Here is a 19497-nt window from a genome sequence, read left to right as displayed (position 1 = left end):
TGTTTTTGTATTCGACATATACTTATATTATTTTCTTGTATTATTTATAATGAGTTACCAATTCCTACCAAAACGATCGCAAGCATAATAAGCCCGATCCCCCAGAAAAAAGTTCTTATTGTCTTTTTAGAAACCCCTTTCCATTCTTTTAAATAAAATCCCCAAAAATTTGCTGTCAGAATAATGGTTGCCATATGCAGAATCCATGAACTGGCACCATTGCCTAGTTTACTCTCTCCCATTCCGTAAAAGAAGAACTGCAGAAACCACATTGTACCTGCAAGTGCAGAAAACATAACATTTTTGGTTATCGGAGTAGATTTATCTGTATAATTTTTAATTGTTTTATTTTTAAAGTTTAAATAGAGACACCATATAAAGTTGGTTGTAAGTCCTCCCCATAACAAAACAACATAAGTCACATTGTTTTGGAACAGAGGATTCGCTCCATTAACTATAGCATGCTCCGCCATTGATTTCCCAGCTTCTATTCCATAATTAAAGAATGAACTTAAAATTCCTGAAATCACAGCTACAGTTAGACCTTTTACTAAATTGAAATCCTTGTCTTTGTCTTCATGACCTGTAGCGAAATCTTTCTCTTTCAGCATTCCAGCTTTCCCAGAAATTGCAATTCCTACTAGATATACTACAACTCCAAATAAAACCAACTGTCCGCCAGAAGTAGAAAGCATGTGAGAGAATGATATTTTGCCTTCTGTTGGAACGATATCATAATAAATTGAAGGAACTAAAGCTCCAAACGCAGAGCAGAATCCTAATGTAATTGAGTTTCCTAAAGACATTCCCAAATAGCGAACGCCCAAACCATAAGTTAAACCGCCAATTCCCCAGATTAATCCCATTAAAAAAGTAAAATATTTAATTGATGGAGAAGCCGTTGCGATGATCTCGGTAAAATTTGGAATCGTCAAGTAAGCTGCAAGCGGCGGAACAATCAGCCAAGAGAAAAATCCTCCTACTAGCCAATAGCTTTCCCAAGCCCAGTCTTTTACTTTCTTAAAAGGCATATAAAAACTACCTGAAGAAAATCCTCCGATAGAATGAAAAATGATTCCTAATAATGATTCCATTTAATGTTTTTTAGTTTGTGGTTAGTCCGTTAGTAATTTGGTTTTGTAAAATAAAAAAATGTAGAAAACAAAACTGTCCTGTACTATCCTTTATGCTTTTTGTGCTTTTTTGTTAAAAAGAGGATAATATTAGAAATAACAATCTCTAATTATTGGATAAATAAATTTAAAATGGCTATTTTAGCAATCGATTTCGTAATTATTAAATCCTTATCGAGGACAAAATTGGCAAATTATAAAAAAAATAGTACAAACTTAATTTAGTTTTCTTCTATTCAAAGCAAAACAATTAAACTGTTAGTTATTTTTCTTTATATAAGATTTTTAAAGAAAGTTAGAATTAAAAATGGGTTTCATTGAAATATGAAACAAATTTCCATATATCATCATGATTAAACTTATTAAAATAGACGAAGATTCACGAGTACCAAAATACAAGCAGATTGTTGACTCTATTCTTCAAAACATTGCCAACGGAAATTTAAAAATCAACCAAAAAATTCCTTCTATTAATAGCTTCAGCGAAGAATTCTATATGTCTCGCGATACTGTCGAAAAGGCCTATAATATTTTAAAAGAAAGAAAAATTATTTCTTCCATCAGAGGAAAGGGCTATTATATTACAAGAACAAAACTGGAATCTAAAGTAAATATTTTGTTTCTGACCAATAAATTGAGTTCTTATAAAATGAAAACATATAGTTCCTTCATTAATACTCTTGGAGCAAATGCACACGTAGATTTACAAATTTACCACTGTGATGAAACACTATTTTTAAACATCTTAGATAAATTTGAAGGGGCTTATGATTATTATGTAATCACAACGCATTTTAAAACAGATGAATTAAAACATTTAAGTTTTACGGATGAAGTTGTAAATGCCATTAAAAGTATACCACAGGAAAAACTGGTCATTCTTGATAACATCAAATTAGGAACTGGAGATGATGTCATTAAAATTTATCAGGATTTTGAAAACGATATTTACAACGCCTTAAAAGAAGGTCTTTCTAAAATAAACAAATACAAACGCCTAATTTTGGTTTATCCGGATAAAGCCGTTTATCCTTACCCAAGAAGAATTTTACACGGATTCAGAAAATTTTGCGTCGAACACGAAATCAATTTTGAGATTCTAAGTGAAGTTTACGATGATATGATCCTTAAAAAAGGAGATTTATTCATTACCATTGAAGAATCTGACTTGGTCAATTTAGTGAAACAAATACGTGACGAAGAATACATTTTAGGGAAAGAGATTGGAGTGATTTCTTATAACGATACGCCTCTTAAAGAATTATTAGGTATTACAGTAATGTCTACTGACTTTAATATTATGGGAGAAACAGCTGCCCGAATGATTCTCAATAAAGAAAAAGGGAATGTTAAAGTGCCTTTTAATTTTATTGATAGAAATTCTATTTAAAAGGTGTTTAGGTTCTGAGATTCTAAGCTTCTAAGTTTTCTATTCTTTGTGGCAAAAGAAATAGCGCAGAATTAAAAAGCTTTTTTTATTGACATCTAATTGAGTTAAGAGAGACTCAAATAGCTTTGCGAACTTTTACACTTACAAAATATAATAAAAATCCTTGCGTGCTTTGCGTTGCGGTAAAATCTCCACTTTTACACCCATAATTTCCATTATATAAAGACATAAAAAAACCTCGCTTTTCAGCGAGGTTTTTACTTTCTCTAAAGAAAATTATTTTTTTGATTCTTCGATAGAAACTTTTCTGAACTCTTTTAAAAGTTTTTCGATTTCTAAAGTAGCTTTACGTGCTCTTGGACCTGCAGCTTTAATACCTTTTTCAGTTAAAGATTCAGCTTCTGCTTTAAATGTTTCAATTTCGGCGTTGATTTTTACTAATAAATCTTTCATGCTTATATATTGTTAAATTAAGCCACAAAAATAAAAGTTTGTGTGATAGTTACAACAAATTTGCTGTTAAATTTAATGCAGTTTTTCATTCATTTTCTTTACAATAAATTGACTTCTTAATTTCTCGGCAAACCAACAAACACAACAAATTCAATTTCAAACACTTATTCTCATCCCATCTCTAAACTAGTCATTTTAACGCACTGTACAAAGTATTCCACAGGAAACAAAGTTTTCTACAATCTTGTCTGAAAGTACTTCTATTTGCGATGTTTTTACATCGAAAAATTGCCTTAAAAGGAAAAAATAGTCTTAGTAAGACCTAGTTTAAGGCGAGAATCTTCAAAACAAAGCCATTTACAGCACCTCTATTCAGTATAGTTTTGACAGATTCAGCAGCCCACTCTTCTAATTTAATAGTCTTACTTTGGAAAACATTTTGTTCTTTCTCCCAATAACATCCGCATAACTTCTTATTACAATTATTTAAATTTGAAAATTATCTAAATTGAAAATTGCTTCGTCAAATTCATTACATCATTAGTAAAAAAGGAAAAATCAATAAAATCTTTGTCTGAGCTTAATTCCTAAAGTAATCAAAACTTAAAAGAACTTAATTTGAAGCAACTTACAAAGTTCTAAATAAGAATGCAGGATAAGAATTGCTTCTTATCCTGCATTTAAGAGGTGCATATTACTCAAAATAAGTACACCGAAAAGTTATAGTAGGTAATACATAGCTTTGTAGTATTCTGGAAACTGCATTATGTTAGCATTTTGTAATGAAATTTTCTCATTTCTGGAATCTAATTTCTTTCTAAAAAAAGCTTTGATTTCTTTAAAAATTTCCCTGCTTGTTTTACATTCATCAAATAATATCAAATTGTTCATTATTTGTAAAAAAGACAGACTTGTATAGAACTGCTTGTCAAATAAACAAACTAAAACATTTGCATTTTTATTTTCCTGTAGAAATCCCAACAGCTCGTTCTTATCATAGACTACATAAACAATTCTATCATATTCTTTTATCTTGTCTTCACTATTATCAAAAAACGATTTTTCGAAAAAATCAAAATCAGCTTTTAATTTTCTTTTAAACATTTTTAAAAAGATCCCTTTATTATCTAGCTCCAGGCGCTCCATCACCAGCTGCAATTCCAGAATTGCCTCCTCCTTCTCCAGAAACAGCTATTCTGTTCCATCTATTGTTGTACCAATAGTAGTAACCTGGTGTAATATCTGTTGCAATAGCAGTATTAAAAACCAGCAAACTTTCAACATTACCTGGTTTAATAGTTGTAGCATCGGTACTACTTGTTAAAGAAACTCGGGGAATCAAAAGTCCCTTAGTACTTGAAGTAATATCCAATTGCGCAGAAGAATTTGGCTCTACTATCCCTACACCTACTTGCGAGTAAGCAGAGTAAGATCCTAAAGCGACAAATAATGGGAGTAATCTATTTTTCATGACCTTTCAATTATTATACGTTTTAATTTTTTCGTTTACTATAAGAGAATGATTATTCGTAAGATTTTTTACAGTGTAGAAAAAAATCTCACAAGATTCCCTACAACAGACTCATAATCAAAAACTTATTTTCAGAGTGCAAATTTCCCCTCAAATACCCTTTATTTTTACCTGTAAAAGTTTTTAAACTTATAGATTAAGACAAATCTTATAAAAACAAGATTCAAATTGAAGAAGAAAATATACTTATAAGTCATGAAAAAAGGATTTATTTCAAGTATATATAGTACTTACTAGACAAAGAAAAAAAAGCGTAACAACCTTATTTTTCAATAACTAACAGAGGTTTACATGAAAAGAAAACTTATAACAACAGTATAATATATTCCAAAAAAAATGGAGAGAATATACATTCTCTCCATTTTTCTTATTATTAAAATAATAGTCTATATTTTTTACTTAATACCCTTTTTTAGACCATTCAATAAAGGATCATTAGTTTCTTTAATCTCATCAATCACTATTTGTGCAATTTTGGTAGCTCCTAATAAAGATAGGTGCGTATCATCAGCTTTATCTTTATCATAATAAGCATTTTCACCCGCCTTAAAATGTAAATGAAGTAATTTTGATTGTTCTGGTCCGTAAGATTGTTCTAATAATTCTGTATAATACTCTAAGTCAATAAAAGGCACTTTGTATTCTTGTGCTACCAAACGAGTTTCTAAAGGATAATCTCCGTGAGTCGGAACCAGTACTCCTTTTTCATTAAAGTTACGTCTAGAAATAGAGGTCAATAAAATTGGTATTGCGCCTTTTTCTCTGGTTTCTTTTACAAATCGAATGAGATTATAACGGTAAGCTGTATGTGGATTGGTATAGCGGCTTGGGTCTTCTATTTTTTCATCATTATGTCCGAACTCTATAAAAACGTAATCTCCCTTTTTTAGTTTGTTATAAATCGAGTCCCAACGTTTTTCATTGATAAAGCTTCTGGTACTTCTTCCATTCTGTGCTTTGTTTACTACTGCTATATTATCTTTAAAAAAAGATTGTAATACTTGCGCCCATCCATGTTCAGGATTTTTATCGGGATCTTTCTTGTTGGCCATTGTTGAATCGCCAATACAGTATAACGTTGTTTTCTGTGCAAAACCTAATGAGGTAATTAGGAGTGTTAGTAGAATGTATTTTTTCATTTTTTTGTGGTTTAATTTTTTGTATCACACTGATTTTGCTGATTTGCGCAGCTTTATTCTAAAAATCTGCTATATCTGCTTTGATCTTTTTATCCCGATAGCTATCGGGAGTGTGCGAAATTTACTCTCGCAGATTTAGCAGATTATTCAGATTTTAATTTGCATACTTTATATTTTTACCGCATAGGGTTACGCAGAGGACGCTAAGTTTTTCTTTTTTATTTTATTTGACTAGAAGGCGATTAGCTATGTATATTCTTTGTGCTAAATGCACTGCAATGCGCCTCTAAAAAAGATCTTTACATCTTTACATCTTTGCCTCTTTGTCTCTTTGTCTCTTTGCCTACGGTTTCGAAACTGCTGTAGGTACACTTGCTTTTTGTCCTATAAAAACGTCTGTCATTAAAACATTTTCGGCGTTTTCATTTGATAATGCATTTTTAGCCGACTTGATCTCAATATTCTTTAAAGAAATATTCTTAATTTTTTTGTCTGGAAATCCCTGAATAACAATTCCTGATTCTAAAGCTTTATTACAGAAAATATCTGAAAAATGTACATTGGATATATCCGATTGATACCCTTTTCCTTCTCCATGATAATTAGCAGTGATATACAAACAATCTTCTACTTCATCTAATTTTAGATTTCTAACGAATACATTTTTTATATAACCTCCACGATCTGCATTGGTTTTTAAATAAATACCTCGTTTTAAAAATCCCCATGTTTTACAGTTTTCTACAAAGACATTTTGCACTCCAGCTGACATTTCGCTACCTATTACTACACCATGAAGTCCTTTGAAATTACAATTTCGAATCACTATGTTTTGACTTGGTGTTGCTGTATTGTTTCTTCCCTCATGATCACGTCCTGCTTTAATAGCAACATTATCATCTCCATTATCAAAAGTTACATTTTCAATTAAAACATCTTTTGCATATTCCGGATCAATTCCGTCGTTATTATGATTTAAAGATTTGTAGCTGATGCCTCTAACGGTTATACTTTCTGATTTTAAAAGATGTAGACACCAAAATGGAGAATTTTCTATTCGAATGTTTTCTACCAAAATGTTTTTACAATTTAAGAACTGAATCATTTGAGGTCTTAAGAAATAGCCTTCACCAAATTTTCTTTCGCTTACTGGCGTATTATTATGGTTCATTTCACGACTACGTTCTTTACCGGCTCCTTCTTTTGCTTTAAAGGTTTTCCAGGTCTTTCCTCCTTCTCCATCGATTGTTCCTTCACCCGAAATTGCAATATTGCTGCAATTATTAGCATAAATCAATGGACTGTAGTTATATAACATTGTTCCTTCCCAACTGGTTAAAACCATTGGCAGATAATCTTTCGGATTGTCGCTAAATTTAATTTTTGCTCCTTTTTCTATTTTAAGGTTTACATTGCTCACAAAATGAATTGGCCCGTTGATTTTATAAATTCCTTTTGGAACTATAATTGTTCCACCATTATTCTTTTTGCACAATTCCATTGCTTTATCAAAAGCTTTTTTATTGTCTGTAATGGAATCTCCTTTTGCTCCTAATTTCAATACATTGATTTGATAAGAAGGTATAACAGGAATCTGAATTCGCTTTACAATTGAATCGACTTTAGCTGAAGGGAAATCATTATTCTGTGCAAACGAAGTCCATGAAAGAAGTATTATGAAGAGGTATTTGAAATTCATTTTTTTTAATTTTTATTCTGAGTGTTTCGTCGCAGTCGCGGTGTTCAGTCGCAGTCGCAGTCTCAGTTTACAGTTAGGCTGAGACTGATCACTGCGACTGAAAACTGTTACTAAAAAGAGTACCATTTTACAATCTTGTCTTTAAGAATGTTTTCTATTGAATATTGTGTGGCTTCTTTTTTTGAAAGCTGATGTGACCATTTTACTCTTTTTGAAGGCTGAAATCCTTCTCCTGTACAATTGTATTCGGCATAAAAAGAATTCTTTTCCGCTTCAGGTTTTGACCAATTTTCCCAACCTTGCGGTTTTATTTGTTTTCCCATTTCACAGTCAATAAAAACCGTTTTGGCATAAATACGCCACGGTCTACCTAAATAAACGTCTTTTGCTTCTGGATTTGCAGTCAATTTACAGTTTTTAAATACAAAACCAAAAGCTGTTCCTGCAGGTGTTGAAGCCGCAGTGATATAGGAACTTTTGATACTGTGAATGATACAGTTTTCAAAAAAAGCCGTAGCACCTCCAAAAATAAAATCTGTTGTTCCTTCTATATAGCAATCTTTAAAATATTGTTTAGTATCTCTACCAGACAAATACAAAGTATCCTGATTTCCTAAAAGATTACAATTTGATATTTTAGCACGATTTGCAACAACTGATAATGCTATTGCTTGTCCACGTTCTCCCGAAGTATTTTTAATTGTTAAATTAGACGCTGTAAAATCATCGCCTTCAACCAAAAGTGTAGGTGTATAAAAAGTACTGTTTCTTCCTAATGCTATTTTAGAGAAGTTATCATCAAATGCAATAATGGTGTTTTCTTTGCTTTCTCCTTTAAGGATTACATTGTTGTTCCATTCTGGAATTCGAACTTTTTCATTGTAAATTCCGTTTTTCACGTAAATTGTAACCTTTTCATAAGGAAATGCTGGACAAGCATACACGGCATCCTGAATTTTGGTAAAATCTCCAGAACCATCCTGCGCAACAGTAATTAACGTAACATTCTTCTTTTCTGAAGAAGAAACTTTTGTACCATTTTTAACCGCCCAATCAGGAAATCTTTTTAAGACTTCTTTTGGTGCTTCTGTGTACCATGAATAACCATTGCGTCTTTCTGCCCCAATTTGATCAATAGATTTCTTTTTTATTCCGTCACGATCACAAAAGAAAGGTTCATTGGTTTCTAGATCCATAAATCTCGCCCAGATCGGACCAGCATTTATAGCCGGAACCATTTTTTTATCTATAATTTTTCCAGCATCATTTAAAACTCTTTTCTCTTCTAAATTGGTAATTTTCGTTTTTTCAAACCATTCAACAGCGCTTTTAACTGCAGTCACTATTTCCCTTGAAGGTTTGTCAATAGACATTAAAAGTAAAACAATTTTTGTCGATTCATAACCACTTAATGATGCTAATTCAAAAGCTCTTGCATTAGCCGGAGCTAGAGTAACTTCATCGTGTTGAGCACACCAAGCTGTTAAAACTCCGTTTTGTTTATATTGTGTTTTTAAGATACAGTCGATTCCTTTCTCAAAAGCTTTTTTACACTTTTCTACAATTTCATTTGAAGGTTTAATACTGTAATAATCGTTTTGATCTGCAACAGCTTTTATCACATTCATAATGTTAATCATTGAATCATCATTATAAGTAATATGAGTGTAATATCCTTTTTTTAAGGGGTAAAACTGAGGCCAGCCACCATTTGAATATTGTGCTTCTAATAAGTAATTTAAGCCTTTTAAAAAAGATTCCTTGTAACGTTCCTCTTTTACCTGAGCATACATTTTGGACATAAAAAGCATTTCCTGACAAGTTGCTCCATTATCTGTGGTAGTTTCAACAGCTGTTTTTTTAATAGCAATTAAATCTTTCTGTTGTTTCTCTGACAGTTCCTGTTGCATCTGGATATTTTTTGGCCAGCCTCCAATATCTCTTTGATAAAGCAAAACATTCTCTGCTATTCTCTTAGCTTCAGCCGAAGCAAACCAAGCCGCATCGCTTTTACGAATAATTTCAGACCAGTTTTTATAGGTACTTTGAGATTTTACTACAAAACTGCAAAGGCAAAATAATAGTATTACTTGTTTTTTAAACTGCTTCATTTTTTTCTTATTTTGTTACTCTAAACCAATCTACGGCAACATTACCAGAATCATTTTTAATTTCTTCTCCTAAAGCAAAAAGGCCTACTTTAGCACCAATCCATTTTCCTTCTTTGGAAGTAAAGTCATTTCCTATTGCCTGATAATTTTTATCATCTAAACTATAAAAGAAACTACAGATTCCTCCTTTACTAATTTTAACCCTTAGATAAATTGTACTGTTTTCTATTAAAATCGGTTTTGTTTCTGTTTCCGAAACTTTCTTGTCAAAAGTGCCCGTTTTCTGATTTAGATAAAGTTTACCATTCTCATTTTTAAAACACAGGTAACTATAATCTAATCCCATTATAATTAGCCCCGTAGATTCTCCACTAATTCTTGAATTGAAAGTTAATTTTGTTGTTGCAGTGAATTCCTCAGCAGGAAATTTCTGCAACAATAAATTGGGAGCATTAAAGATATTTTTGGTAGTTGTATTACAATATAAACTTAGATAACCTAAACTGGTTGGAAATCCAAAGTTAATTTGTTTGTTGGCCTGCCATTGCCATTGTAGTCCTAATTTGGGTTCATTAAACTCATCTGAAGTTTCAGGAACTTCTATTGGGTATTTTTTCCCAACGTTTGGCTTTTTAAAAGTAGTAACCGGTTCGCCAACTCCGTTATTATCAAAATCATGTCCCATAACCGGCCAGTCGTTCACCCATTTCATTGGTTGCAAATGAACGATTCGTCCATAAGCTCCTTTATCTTGAAAATGAAAAAACCAATCCTCACCTGTCTGTGTTGTAACCCAAGCTCCCTGATGTGGGCCATTTATCTTTGTAGAACCTTGTTCTAAAACTTTTTTCTTTTCGTAAGGTCCAAAAACATTTTTTGATCTTAAAATAGTCTGCCAACCTGTTGGTACACCTCCCGAAGGAGCAAAAATATAATAGTACCCATTTCGTTTGTAAAATTTAGGTCCTTCAATTGTTTCTTCGCCTTCATGTCCGTCAATCACCATTACTTCATCATTATTTACAATTGTTCCTTCCGGATTCATTGTACAAACCACTAATAAACTTTTGATTTGAGCTCTACTCCCAGCAAAAGCATGAGTTAAGTACGCCTTACCATCCGTATCCCAAAGCGGACTAGGGTCGATCAATCCTTTCCCTTCTTTGACCAAAAGCGGTTCAGACCAAGGCCCTTCTGCTCTTTTGGCTTTAATCATATAAATTCCGAAATCAGGATCAGGATAATAAATATAAAATTCATTTTTATGATACGTAATACTTGGCGCCCAAACTCCATTTCCATGCTGTACTTTATTGAAAGTTTCAAAAGGAGGCTGCTTTAGCAAAGCATGACCAATAATTTTCCAGTTTACCAAATCTTTAGAATGTAAAATAGGTAAACCTGGAATGCAATTAAAAGAAGAAGCTGTCATAAAATAATCATCGCCTACGCGAACAACATCCGGATCTGAATAATCGGCATGAATGATCGGATTGGTATAGGTTCCGTCACCATTATCGGGTATCCAGACTTGTGCGTTACTTTTCTGTAAACAAAAAATGGGCAGTAGAAAAAAGATGATTTTTATATTTTTCATTTTTGAAACTAATTACATTTAGTAAACCCGACAGGCTTTAAAAATCTGTCGGGTTTATATGGGTACTGACTAAAATTCTAAATAGAACAATCAACAATTATCTATTTAATTCTAAAGCTGCCAAAATAAAAGGACCTGTTGCTTTAGGATCGTTGTCTTTTTTTCTTTCGTTTACGTAATATTCGTATGATCCGTCACGGTATGGCGTTCCTCCTAAACCTGCAACCTGACAGCAATTTGTTAATGTAATTCCACCATCTTCGTCAACTTTTTTGATTAAAACAGTAGTCAATCCGTCAAAAGCTTTGTTGGCTGCTTTTTTAAACTTAGCTGGTAAATATCCTTTGTTAGCTCCTTTTGCAAAAGCATAAGAAAACATAGCCGAACCAGAAGCTTCTAAATAATTATCTTTTTCGCCTCCTTTATCCGTAACCTGATACCATAATCCAGATTTGTCCTGAAATTTAAGTAATGCTTCAGAAGCATTATTTAAATACTTAATCAATTCTTTTCTCTTTGGATGATCTTTTGGCATGTAATCCAAAACATCAACCAAAGCCATTACATACCAGCCTAAAGATCTAGACCAAAAGTTTGGCGAGTTACCCGTTTCTTTATTAGCCCAAGGCATTTGTTTGCTTTCATCCCATCCGTGATACAATAATCCTGTCTTTGGGTCTGTAGCTTTCAACTGAATCACCTCAAATTGTTTTGCGATATCGTCAAAACTTTTTCCGTTTTCAAATTTAGCTGTGTATTCCGCATAAAATGGTTCTCCCATATACAAACCATCCAACCACATTTGATTTGGATAGATTTGCTTGTGCCAGAATCCGCCACTTTCAGTTCTTGGTTGCACCGTAAGTTGTTTGCGAATTAATTCTAATGCTTTTAGATACTTCTCTTCTTTTGAATAGGCATAAACATCAAAAAGCAAACGCCCAGGTAATACCAAATCGATATTATATTTCTCAAGCTCATAGGTTTTAATACTTCCATCAGCTTGTACCAATTCATCAACATAACCTTTTACATAAGCTTTATATCTTGGATCTGGATTCTTTTTGTATAATTCTTCAATTGAATGTAAAACTAGAGCGTGAACATAATCCCATTTTGGCTTTTTAGCATCATCCAACATATAAGATTCAGGATGACGTTTCATCAAGGTCAAAGCCATTTTATCTGACCATTTCGCATTTTTACCAATTACAATATCTTTTTTTGCTGGTTCTTGAGAGGTTACTTTACAACTTGTAATAGTCATAACGCAGATCATCAAAACTGACATCAAATAACTTTTCTTTGTACTATTTTTCATTTCAAAATATATTTAAATTCTATTATTTTTCTAATTCTATTGCTGCTAATAAAAATGCACCAATTCCTATTGCACCATTATCATTTGGCTTTACAGTAAGATAATATTCGTTTGTTCCATCGCGAAAAGGTTTTCCTCCTAAACCAACATTCGAAGAAACATTCAAAACATTAACTACTCCTTTTTTATCTACTTTCACAAATTCTTTTATAAAACTCTCAAAAGATTTTTTGGCAGTTGATTTATAACTTCCAGACAAATATCCTTTGTTGGCTCCTTTTGCAAAAGCATAAATAATCATTCCTGACGCAGATGGCTCTACGTAATTCCCAAACTTTTCTGGTTTATCTGCCACCTGATACCATAAACCAGACTCACTTTTAAACTGATTCACACTTTTTGAAATCTGATTCAAATACTCTACCAAAACTTTGTGCTTAGGATGTGATTTCGGAAAATAATCCAATGTTTCTACCAAAGCCAACATGTACCATCCTATGCCTCGTCCCCAAATCGTTGGAGAAGTTCCAGTTTGTTTATTGGCCCAAGCAATTTCTTTGCTTTCATCCCAAGCTTGATACACTAAACCTGTTTTTTTATCTACAATATGATTATGAACCAATTCAAACTGTTTTGCAATATCATCTAAACTCTTTCCTTTTTCATATTTAACTGTAAACTGTGTATAAAAAGGTTCTGCCATATACAAGCCATCAATCCACATTTGATTCGGATAAATCTGCTTGTGCCAAAATCCGCCACTTGGCGTTCTGGGCTGTGTTTCCAGCTGATTTCTTAATTTTCCGATAATTTGTAAATAGCGTGAATCTTTTGTTATATCATATAAATTAAAAAGCAGTTTTCCTGGATTCAAATAATCAATATTATATTCTTTCAGGTCATACTTTTTAATATTTCCAGTACTGTCAATCATTTCATCAACATAATCTTTGATGTACTCTAAATACTTTTTATTGTTTGTTTTTTGATATAATTTTTCAAAAGCAGACAATACAAATCCCATTTTATAATCCCACTTAGGTTTGTCATTTCCATCAAGCCTCCAAGCTTCTGGATATTTTTCTAAGATCGAAAGTGCTGTACGTTCTGACCATTTTAAATCATACGGAATTACAGTATTTTCAGAATCAACCTGATTTTGTGCATTTACTTTACTTCCAAGAATTATTAGTAAAACCAAAATAGTTTTTAGAGAATTTAATTTTGCAGAAAGAGATTTATTCATAAGATTTATCTTTTGTTTTGCACTTTTAATTTTACTCTAATTTATTTAAAAATTTTATCTAAAAATCTTGTTGTATATAAAATTGTTTCGCTAAACCACGGTTCATAAAACCAAAATGAATGAGGAGAATCTGCAATAGTATGCACTTCATTGTAGATTTTATACTCATTCAAAATTTTAATCATATCATCTCTACCAGCATGAAATCTTGGAATACTACTGCAGATATACAGCACTGGCGGTGTATTTTTATCGGTATGACTTAAAGCTGAAGCGACTTTCCAGTTTTCTGGAATTTCATTCGATTTTCCGCCCAACCAAAAAGCAGCCATATCTCCTTCCGATGATTCAGGATGTTTGAATGCCAAAACGCCATCAACATCAATTATTGCATTTACTTTTGATGAAGATTTACTTTTAAAAGATGGATCTTCAAAAATTGGATTATTATTGGTAGTTCCAATTAATGCTGCCATTTGTCCACCTGAAGAACAACCTAAAACAGCAATTTTGTCTGGATCTACATTAAATTTTGATGCATTGTCTTTAATAAACTTAATCGCATTTTTTATATCAATAACACCTGTAGGATATTTTGCTTCTAATGACAATCTGTATTCAATCGCAAAAGTCGAAAAGCCTTTTGCAGCTATTTCTTTTCCTATAGACTGCATCTGGTTTTTATTGCCCGATCTCCAACCTCCTCCATGAATCATAATGACAGCTGGATTCTTTTTCTTTTTTGTATAAACAAAAGCATCAAAGTGTAAAACCCGATTTTGATCTTTGTTGTAAATCAAATCGAAACTTTCTTTCACCTCAGGATTTGGCTTTAATTTCGGAATTGTAATGAAAGGATGTTTCTTAACTAATTTTGTAAAAGTGCTCTTAATCGTATACGATGTATCAACCTGATATTGCTGGCTCTGTACGGCAATAACACAAAAAAACATTAATAAGAATAAGCCTGTTTTACGCATCTTAGATTTTTAATTTTCAGTTAAGAAAGGAGTTCGACGTCGTCAAACTCCTTTTTAACTCCTTCAAAAAACAATAGTCTCAAAAATTTTCAAATTACTAATTACCAATATCTGAAGACAATTATTATCATTTAATAGATTCTACTTTTTTGTTGTTTACGTAGGTTTCTATAAAGTTTATATTTTTAACATTTTTCAGTAAATAAAGCGAATCTACTTTCTCAATTTTGACATTTTTCAGTGTAATATTTTCAACTGGAGATTCTTTGTATCCTTCTGCCCAAACACTATATTTTCCGCCGTTTTTCACATTTACATTTTCCAGACTCACATTTCTGATTGTCGGAATAAAGTTTCCTGTCTGCGAACCGTAAACATTGTAAAACATATTTAATTTCAAAACACATTCCTTAACAGTTCCCACTTCAAGATTTCGCACAAAAATATCTTCAATTACACCTCCCCTTTTTGAATTGGTTTTGATTCGGATTGCTCTATCTAAATTTGGACTGTCCATTACACAATTTTCTACAAAAACATTGTTGACACCCGCAGAAATTTCGCTTCCTATTACCACTCCACCATGACCGTCAATCATTTTGCAGTTTTGTACAATGATATTTTTACTTGGAATTGCTACTCTTCTTCCGTCACCATCTCTTCCTGCTTTAATTGCAATACAGTCATCTCCTGTATTAAAAGTGCAATTTCTAATTACAATATTCTGAGAATATTCAGGATCGCAACCATCGTTATTTGGCCCATGACTGTTAACTGTTACTCCATCAATAATCATATTATTGGTTTTGATTGGATGCAGAATCCAAAAAGGAGAATTTATAATGGTAACGTCTTTTATTAATGCTGTGTTACATTCGAAAAACTCAATAAAATTTGGTCTTAAATAGCGTCCTTCACCAAAAATTCTTTCTGAAACTGGAGTTCCTTTTTCGGCCATTTCTACTAAAACCTCACGATTCGTAGGATCATTTTGAGACGGAATACCTTTTTTCCAACCATAATTTTTACCTCCAGACCAAATCCACCAATTGGTACTATCCGCCTGACCATTTAAAGTACCTTTTCCAGTAACGGCTATATTCGTTTTATTCTTTGCATAAATAAGTGGTGAATAATTCATCACTTCAGTTCCTTCCCAAGAAGTATGTACCATTGGATAATCTTTAGGATTTAAGCTAAAAAGAATTTCCGCATGATCTTCTAAATGCAGATTAACATTACTCTCTAAATGTATTGCTCCTGTCAAATATTTTCCATTTGGAACCAAAACCTGACCACCTCCATTTGCTGCACATTCTTTTATTGCTTTTTCAAATGCAACTGTATTTAGTGTTTTACCATCTGCAACTGCTCCAAAATCGTTTATATTATAAATTTTATTTGAAAAATGTGTTTGAGGAATACTCTTCAAAACCAAATCCATTTTTTTCCAAGGATTATTTGAATCTGACGAAGATGATGAAATCTTTTTTGCACATGATACAGCCAATATACTAGATAAGGCTAAAAATAAAACTCTCCAGAATTTGATGTTCTTATTTGTAATCATTTGTGCAATAATTTCTTGTTTATTACCGAAAACGTTTGAAAATTATGTAATCGATTACACGAAAGTAAAAAAATTGTTCTAAGAGACCAAATTAATTTAGAAAAAAATTATATATTTAATTTTTATTATAAAATTTAATTACATTTAACGCAAAAATTTAGATAAATTATTATCATTATAAAGCCTAAAACGTTTGATTTTTTGAATAGGGTAATCGATAACAATTTATATTATATAATGAAAAAAAATGTACTTTTGTCTAATAAATAATTCGATAAACTTTTTTTGAATGAGTGAAAAAGTAACTATTTACGATATTGCTGAAAAACTAAACATCACTGCTGCAACGGTTTCCAGAGCTTTAAACAACAATCCTAAAATTAAGGAAGCTACACGCGAACTGGTTATTAAAACTGCCGCAGAAATGAACTATAAGCAAAATAAATTAGCGCTAGCTTTAAAAAGTGGTCGAAGTAATAATATCGGAGTTATTGTGCCGCGTATTGACAGTAATTTCTTTGCTTCTGTAATTCGAGGCATCGAAGAAGAACTCTATCCTCACGGTTACCAAGTAATCATATGTCAGACGCACGAAAGCATTAAGAGAGAAAATGAAAACCTACACACACTTGTTGATGCACAGGTTGACGGAATCATGATGTCTGTTACGGGAATCTCCAATGAAAATGATAGTGCTTTTAGAAATGTATTAGAAAAAAATGTACCTCTAATATTCTTTGATAGAAGTAAACACATAGACGGAGTAAGTTCTGTTACTATTAATGACTTTAAAGGCGGCTATTTAGCAACAAAACATCTAATTGACGAAGGATGCAGGAATATTGCTCATTTTTCAGGAGATCAATCGTTAGATATCTTTAAAAACAGGTTTTTAGGCTACAAACAAGCTTTATTAGATAACGGAATAGAATTTAAAGAAGAATATGTTATTTATACCAAAAGTGCCGTTGAAGCAGGAAAAGAATCAATAGACAAACTTTTACAATTGGCAACACCTCCAGATGCTCTTTTCTCATCAAGTGATTTTGCTGCATTAGGTGCAATTCAGGAGCTGAAAGAACGAAATATTGATATTCCAAATGAATTTTGTGTCGCAGGTTTCAGTAACGAGCCTTTTACTAAATTCATGGAATTATCGATAACATCTGTTGATCAGTCACCATTGGAAATGGGAAGAATGTCTGCCCGTGTGTTCTTAGAGCAGGTTGATAAAACAGATACTATTAAAATCGAAAAAAAGGTTGTTCTTGCGCCAGAATTACATATTCGTAAGTCTTCTAAAAAAACTAACTTCTAGAAATAATTTTAAACCATATAAGTAATATAAGCTCATTTAACCGTGAGCTTTTTTTTTGCTGCAAACACAAAATGTGCCGCTCCAATGGAGCTTTAATCTTGAAATCTAATATTTTATTTTGCTTATATGGTTTTCTTTTTCTTAAGTAAAGATTAGACAAAAAAAAGCCCATTTAAAACAATGTTTAAATGGACTTCTATAACTAACTTATGATTTAAAAAACTATAGAGATACTCCTCTTTTCCAAGGAATAAAGTCATTTTGATTCAGTATCGCTGCCTTAGTTTTCACAGTACCACTAGCAATATCGATAATAGTTTCAAGCATTTCATCTGCCATTTCTTCGATAGATTTTTCACCTTTGATAATTCCACCAGTGTCAATATCGATAATATCAGACATTTTTGCAGCCAATTCTGAGTTAGAAGATATTTTTACTACTGGTGCAATTGGATTTCCTGTAGGAGTTCCTAAACCTGTTGTAAACAATACCATATTAGCTCCAGATCCTACCATTGCAGTTGTACATTCCACATCATTTCCTGGCGTACACAACAACGTTAATCCTGGCTCATTGATATATTCTCCGTAGTCAAAAACACCTGCAATTGGAGATGTTCCTCCTTTTTTAGCAGCTCCTGCAGATTTCATAGCATCCGTAATCAAACCGTCTTTGATGTTACCTGGAGAAGGATTCATATCAAATCCTGAACCTGCATCAACAACTGTTTTTTCGTACCATTTCATCAAATCTAAGAAACGTTTTCCGTCTTCGTCATCAACGCAACGGTTTACTAATTCCTGCTCTACACCACACAATTCTGGGAATTCAGAAAGGATCGTTGTTCCTCCTAATGCTGCCAATTTATCTGACAATACTCCTAAAGTTGGATTTGCAGAAATTCCAGAGAATCCGTCAGATCCACCACACTCCAAACCAATTCTTAGTTTAGACAATGGAGCTGGTTCTCTCTTAATTTCGTTTGCTTTCTTAATCGCTTCGAAAGTATCTTTTACAACACTGCTCAACATCGTTTCAATAGTTCCGATAGATTGCTGATCGTAAATTAAAACTGGCTTTTTGCTATTTGGATTGATTGCATCTAAAGCATCTTTAAAAATTGAAATCTGAAGATTTTGACATCCTAAACTCAATACAGTTGCTCCAGCTACGTTTGGATTGTTTACATAACCAGCCAACAATTTAGCCAAACTGTGAGAATCCTGACGAATTCCACCACAACCACCTTGGTGCGTAATGAATTTAACTTCAATATTATTGAATAAATTAGCATCGTTTGAAGCTTCTTGATTTCCTGCTCCACCAGTTTCTGATTTCACCAAAGAACGTAACAATAACTGATAATCGTTTTCTTTAGGTTTCATCAATTCTTTTTCGAAAATATCTTTTAAGATTTCGATGTTTCTGTTTTCACAAAAAACCAATGGAAAAAACAACCAAACATTCTCTGTTCCAACCTGCCCATCTTCTCTATGATAGCCCTGCCACGTTCTATCTTTCCATTTGTCTACATTTGGAGCATCCCAGCCAATAGTTTCAGTTTTACCTGTAACTTTATCACTCTCGTGTTTTACATTTTCAGTAGAAAGCAATCCTCCTTTTTCGATTCTTGCACTTGCTTTTCCAACTAAAACACCATACATAATGATTCTGTCTCCTACATTAAAAGGAACCATTGCAATCTTATGTTTCATTTTCACATCAGACTCAACAGTAATTGATTGTCCTTCAAAATCAATCACTTCGCCAGCTGACAGATTCACTAAAGCCACCGCTACATTATCAGTAGGATGAACTTTTATTAATTTTTTCTGCGTTGCCATAATTAACCTTTGTTCTTTGTTCTTTTTGTTTTTCTTTTATTTTAAAGAGTTGAATAAAATTTTACTTTCTCAATTTTACGCAACATCTTAGATTTAAATCTGTACAAATCTGCTTTAATCTGTGTAAATCTGCGTAAAAAAAGCATTTCACGCAGATTATAAAA

The 19497-nt window shown here is 32.4% G+C and carries 15 protein-coding genes; 2 read left to right on the top strand and 13 right to left on the bottom strand.

Features of this window, described 5'->3' with window-relative positions; genetic code table 11:
• Nucleotides 1-44: 44 nt before the first annotated feature.
• A complete protein-coding gene (gene rhaT / locus NQQ59_RS25010) occupies nt 45-1094 on the bottom strand; it encodes an L-rhamnose/proton symporter RhaT (RefSeq protein WP_144219457.1) in 1050 nt (349 codons plus the stop codon).
• A gap of 388 nt (nt 1095-1482) precedes the next feature.
• On the opposite strand from rhaT, the gene NQQ59_RS25005 reads away from it, so the two are divergent.
• Nucleotides 1483-2523: a GntR family transcriptional regulator gene (locus NQQ59_RS25005; RefSeq protein ID WP_144219456.1), complete on the top strand. Its 1041-nt coding sequence runs from the start codon at nt 1483-1485 to the stop codon at nt 2521-2523.
• 276 nt (nt 2524-2799) lie between these two features.
• Here NQQ59_RS25005 and NQQ59_RS25000 read toward each other — a convergent pair whose 3' ends face one another.
• The 11 genes from NQQ59_RS25000 to NQQ59_RS24950 form a co-directional block, all read right to left on the bottom strand.
• The gene (locus NQQ59_RS25000; RefSeq protein ID WP_012026201.1) at nt 2800-2976 is read right to left on the bottom strand and encodes a histone H1; all 177 of its coding nucleotides are present in this window, start codon (nt 2974-2976) and stop codon (nt 2800-2802) included.
• A gap of 720 nt (nt 2977-3696) precedes the next feature.
• The gene (locus NQQ59_RS24995) at nt 3697-4080 is read right to left on the bottom strand and encodes a hypothetical protein (RefSeq protein ID WP_144219455.1); all 384 of its coding nucleotides are present in this window, start codon (nt 4078-4080) and stop codon (nt 3697-3699) included.
• A gap of 19 nt (nt 4081-4099) precedes the next feature.
• A complete protein-coding gene (locus NQQ59_RS24990) occupies nt 4100-4447 on the bottom strand; it encodes a hypothetical protein (protein ID WP_144219454.1) in 348 nt (115 codons plus the stop codon).
• A gap of 455 nt (nt 4448-4902) precedes the next feature.
• Nucleotides 4903-5646, bottom strand: coding sequence for a rhamnogalacturonan acetylesterase (locus tag NQQ59_RS24985; protein WP_144219453.1), 744 nt, complete (start codon nt 5644-5646; stop codon nt 4903-4905).
• A 343-nt stretch (nt 5647-5989) separates the two neighbouring features.
• On the bottom strand, nt 5990-7345 hold the full coding sequence (locus NQQ59_RS24980; RefSeq protein WP_144219452.1) for a glycoside hydrolase family 28 protein: 1356 nt from the start codon (nt 7343-7345) through the stop codon (nt 5990-5992).
• A gap of 110 nt (nt 7346-7455) precedes the next feature.
• Complete coding sequence (gene pelA / locus NQQ59_RS24975; RefSeq protein ID WP_144219451.1) at nt 7456-9456, bottom strand: pectate lyase; 2001 nt, start codon at nt 9454-9456, stop codon at nt 7456-7458.
• Nucleotides 9457-9463: 7 nt separating this feature from the next.
• Entirely contained in the window at nt 9464-11053 is a 1590-nt protein-coding gene (locus NQQ59_RS24970) for a glycoside hydrolase family 43 protein (RefSeq protein WP_144219450.1), read from the bottom strand.
• Nucleotides 11054-11150: 97 nt separating this feature from the next.
• Nucleotides 11151-12374: a glycoside hydrolase family 88/105 protein gene (locus tag NQQ59_RS24965; protein ID WP_144219449.1), complete on the bottom strand. Its 1224-nt coding sequence runs from the start codon at nt 12372-12374 to the stop codon at nt 11151-11153.
• A 22-nt stretch (nt 12375-12396) separates the two neighbouring features.
• Nucleotides 12397-13620: a glycoside hydrolase family 88/105 protein gene (locus NQQ59_RS24960; protein WP_144219448.1), complete on the bottom strand. Its 1224-nt coding sequence runs from the start codon at nt 13618-13620 to the stop codon at nt 12397-12399.
• Nucleotides 13621-13661: 41 nt separating this feature from the next.
• On the bottom strand, nt 13662-14600 hold the full coding sequence (locus tag NQQ59_RS24955) for an alpha/beta hydrolase (RefSeq protein ID WP_144219447.1): 939 nt from the start codon (nt 14598-14600) through the stop codon (nt 13662-13664).
• 127 nt (nt 14601-14727) lie between these two features.
• On the bottom strand, nt 14728-16170 hold the full coding sequence (locus tag NQQ59_RS24950) for a glycoside hydrolase family 28 protein (protein ID WP_144219446.1): 1443 nt from the start codon (nt 16168-16170) through the stop codon (nt 14728-14730).
• 289 nt (nt 16171-16459) lie between these two features.
• On the opposite strand from NQQ59_RS24950, the gene NQQ59_RS24945 reads away from it, so the two are divergent.
• Nucleotides 16460-17488 carry a LacI family DNA-binding transcriptional regulator gene (locus tag NQQ59_RS24945; RefSeq protein WP_144219445.1) on the top strand — a complete coding sequence of 343 codons (1029 nt, stop codon included), beginning with the start codon at nt 16460-16462 and terminating at the stop codon, nt 17486-17488.
• Nucleotides 17489-17710: 222 nt separating this feature from the next.
• On the opposite strand, the gene NQQ59_RS24940 is transcribed toward NQQ59_RS24945, so the two are convergent.
• Nucleotides 17711-19333, bottom strand: coding sequence for a UxaA family hydrolase (locus NQQ59_RS24940; RefSeq protein WP_144219444.1), 1623 nt, complete (start codon nt 19331-19333; stop codon nt 17711-17713).
• Between the last annotated feature and the right edge of the window lie 164 nt (nt 19334-19497).

Origin of the sequence: Flavobacterium panacis (assembly GCF_024649945.1) — a bacterium.
Lineage (GTDB): Bacteria > Bacteroidota > Bacteroidia > Flavobacteriales > Flavobacteriaceae > Flavobacterium > Flavobacterium panacis.
The sequence above is the reverse complement of the archived record's forward strand: the minus strand, read 5'-3'. Positions and strand labels throughout refer to the sequence as shown.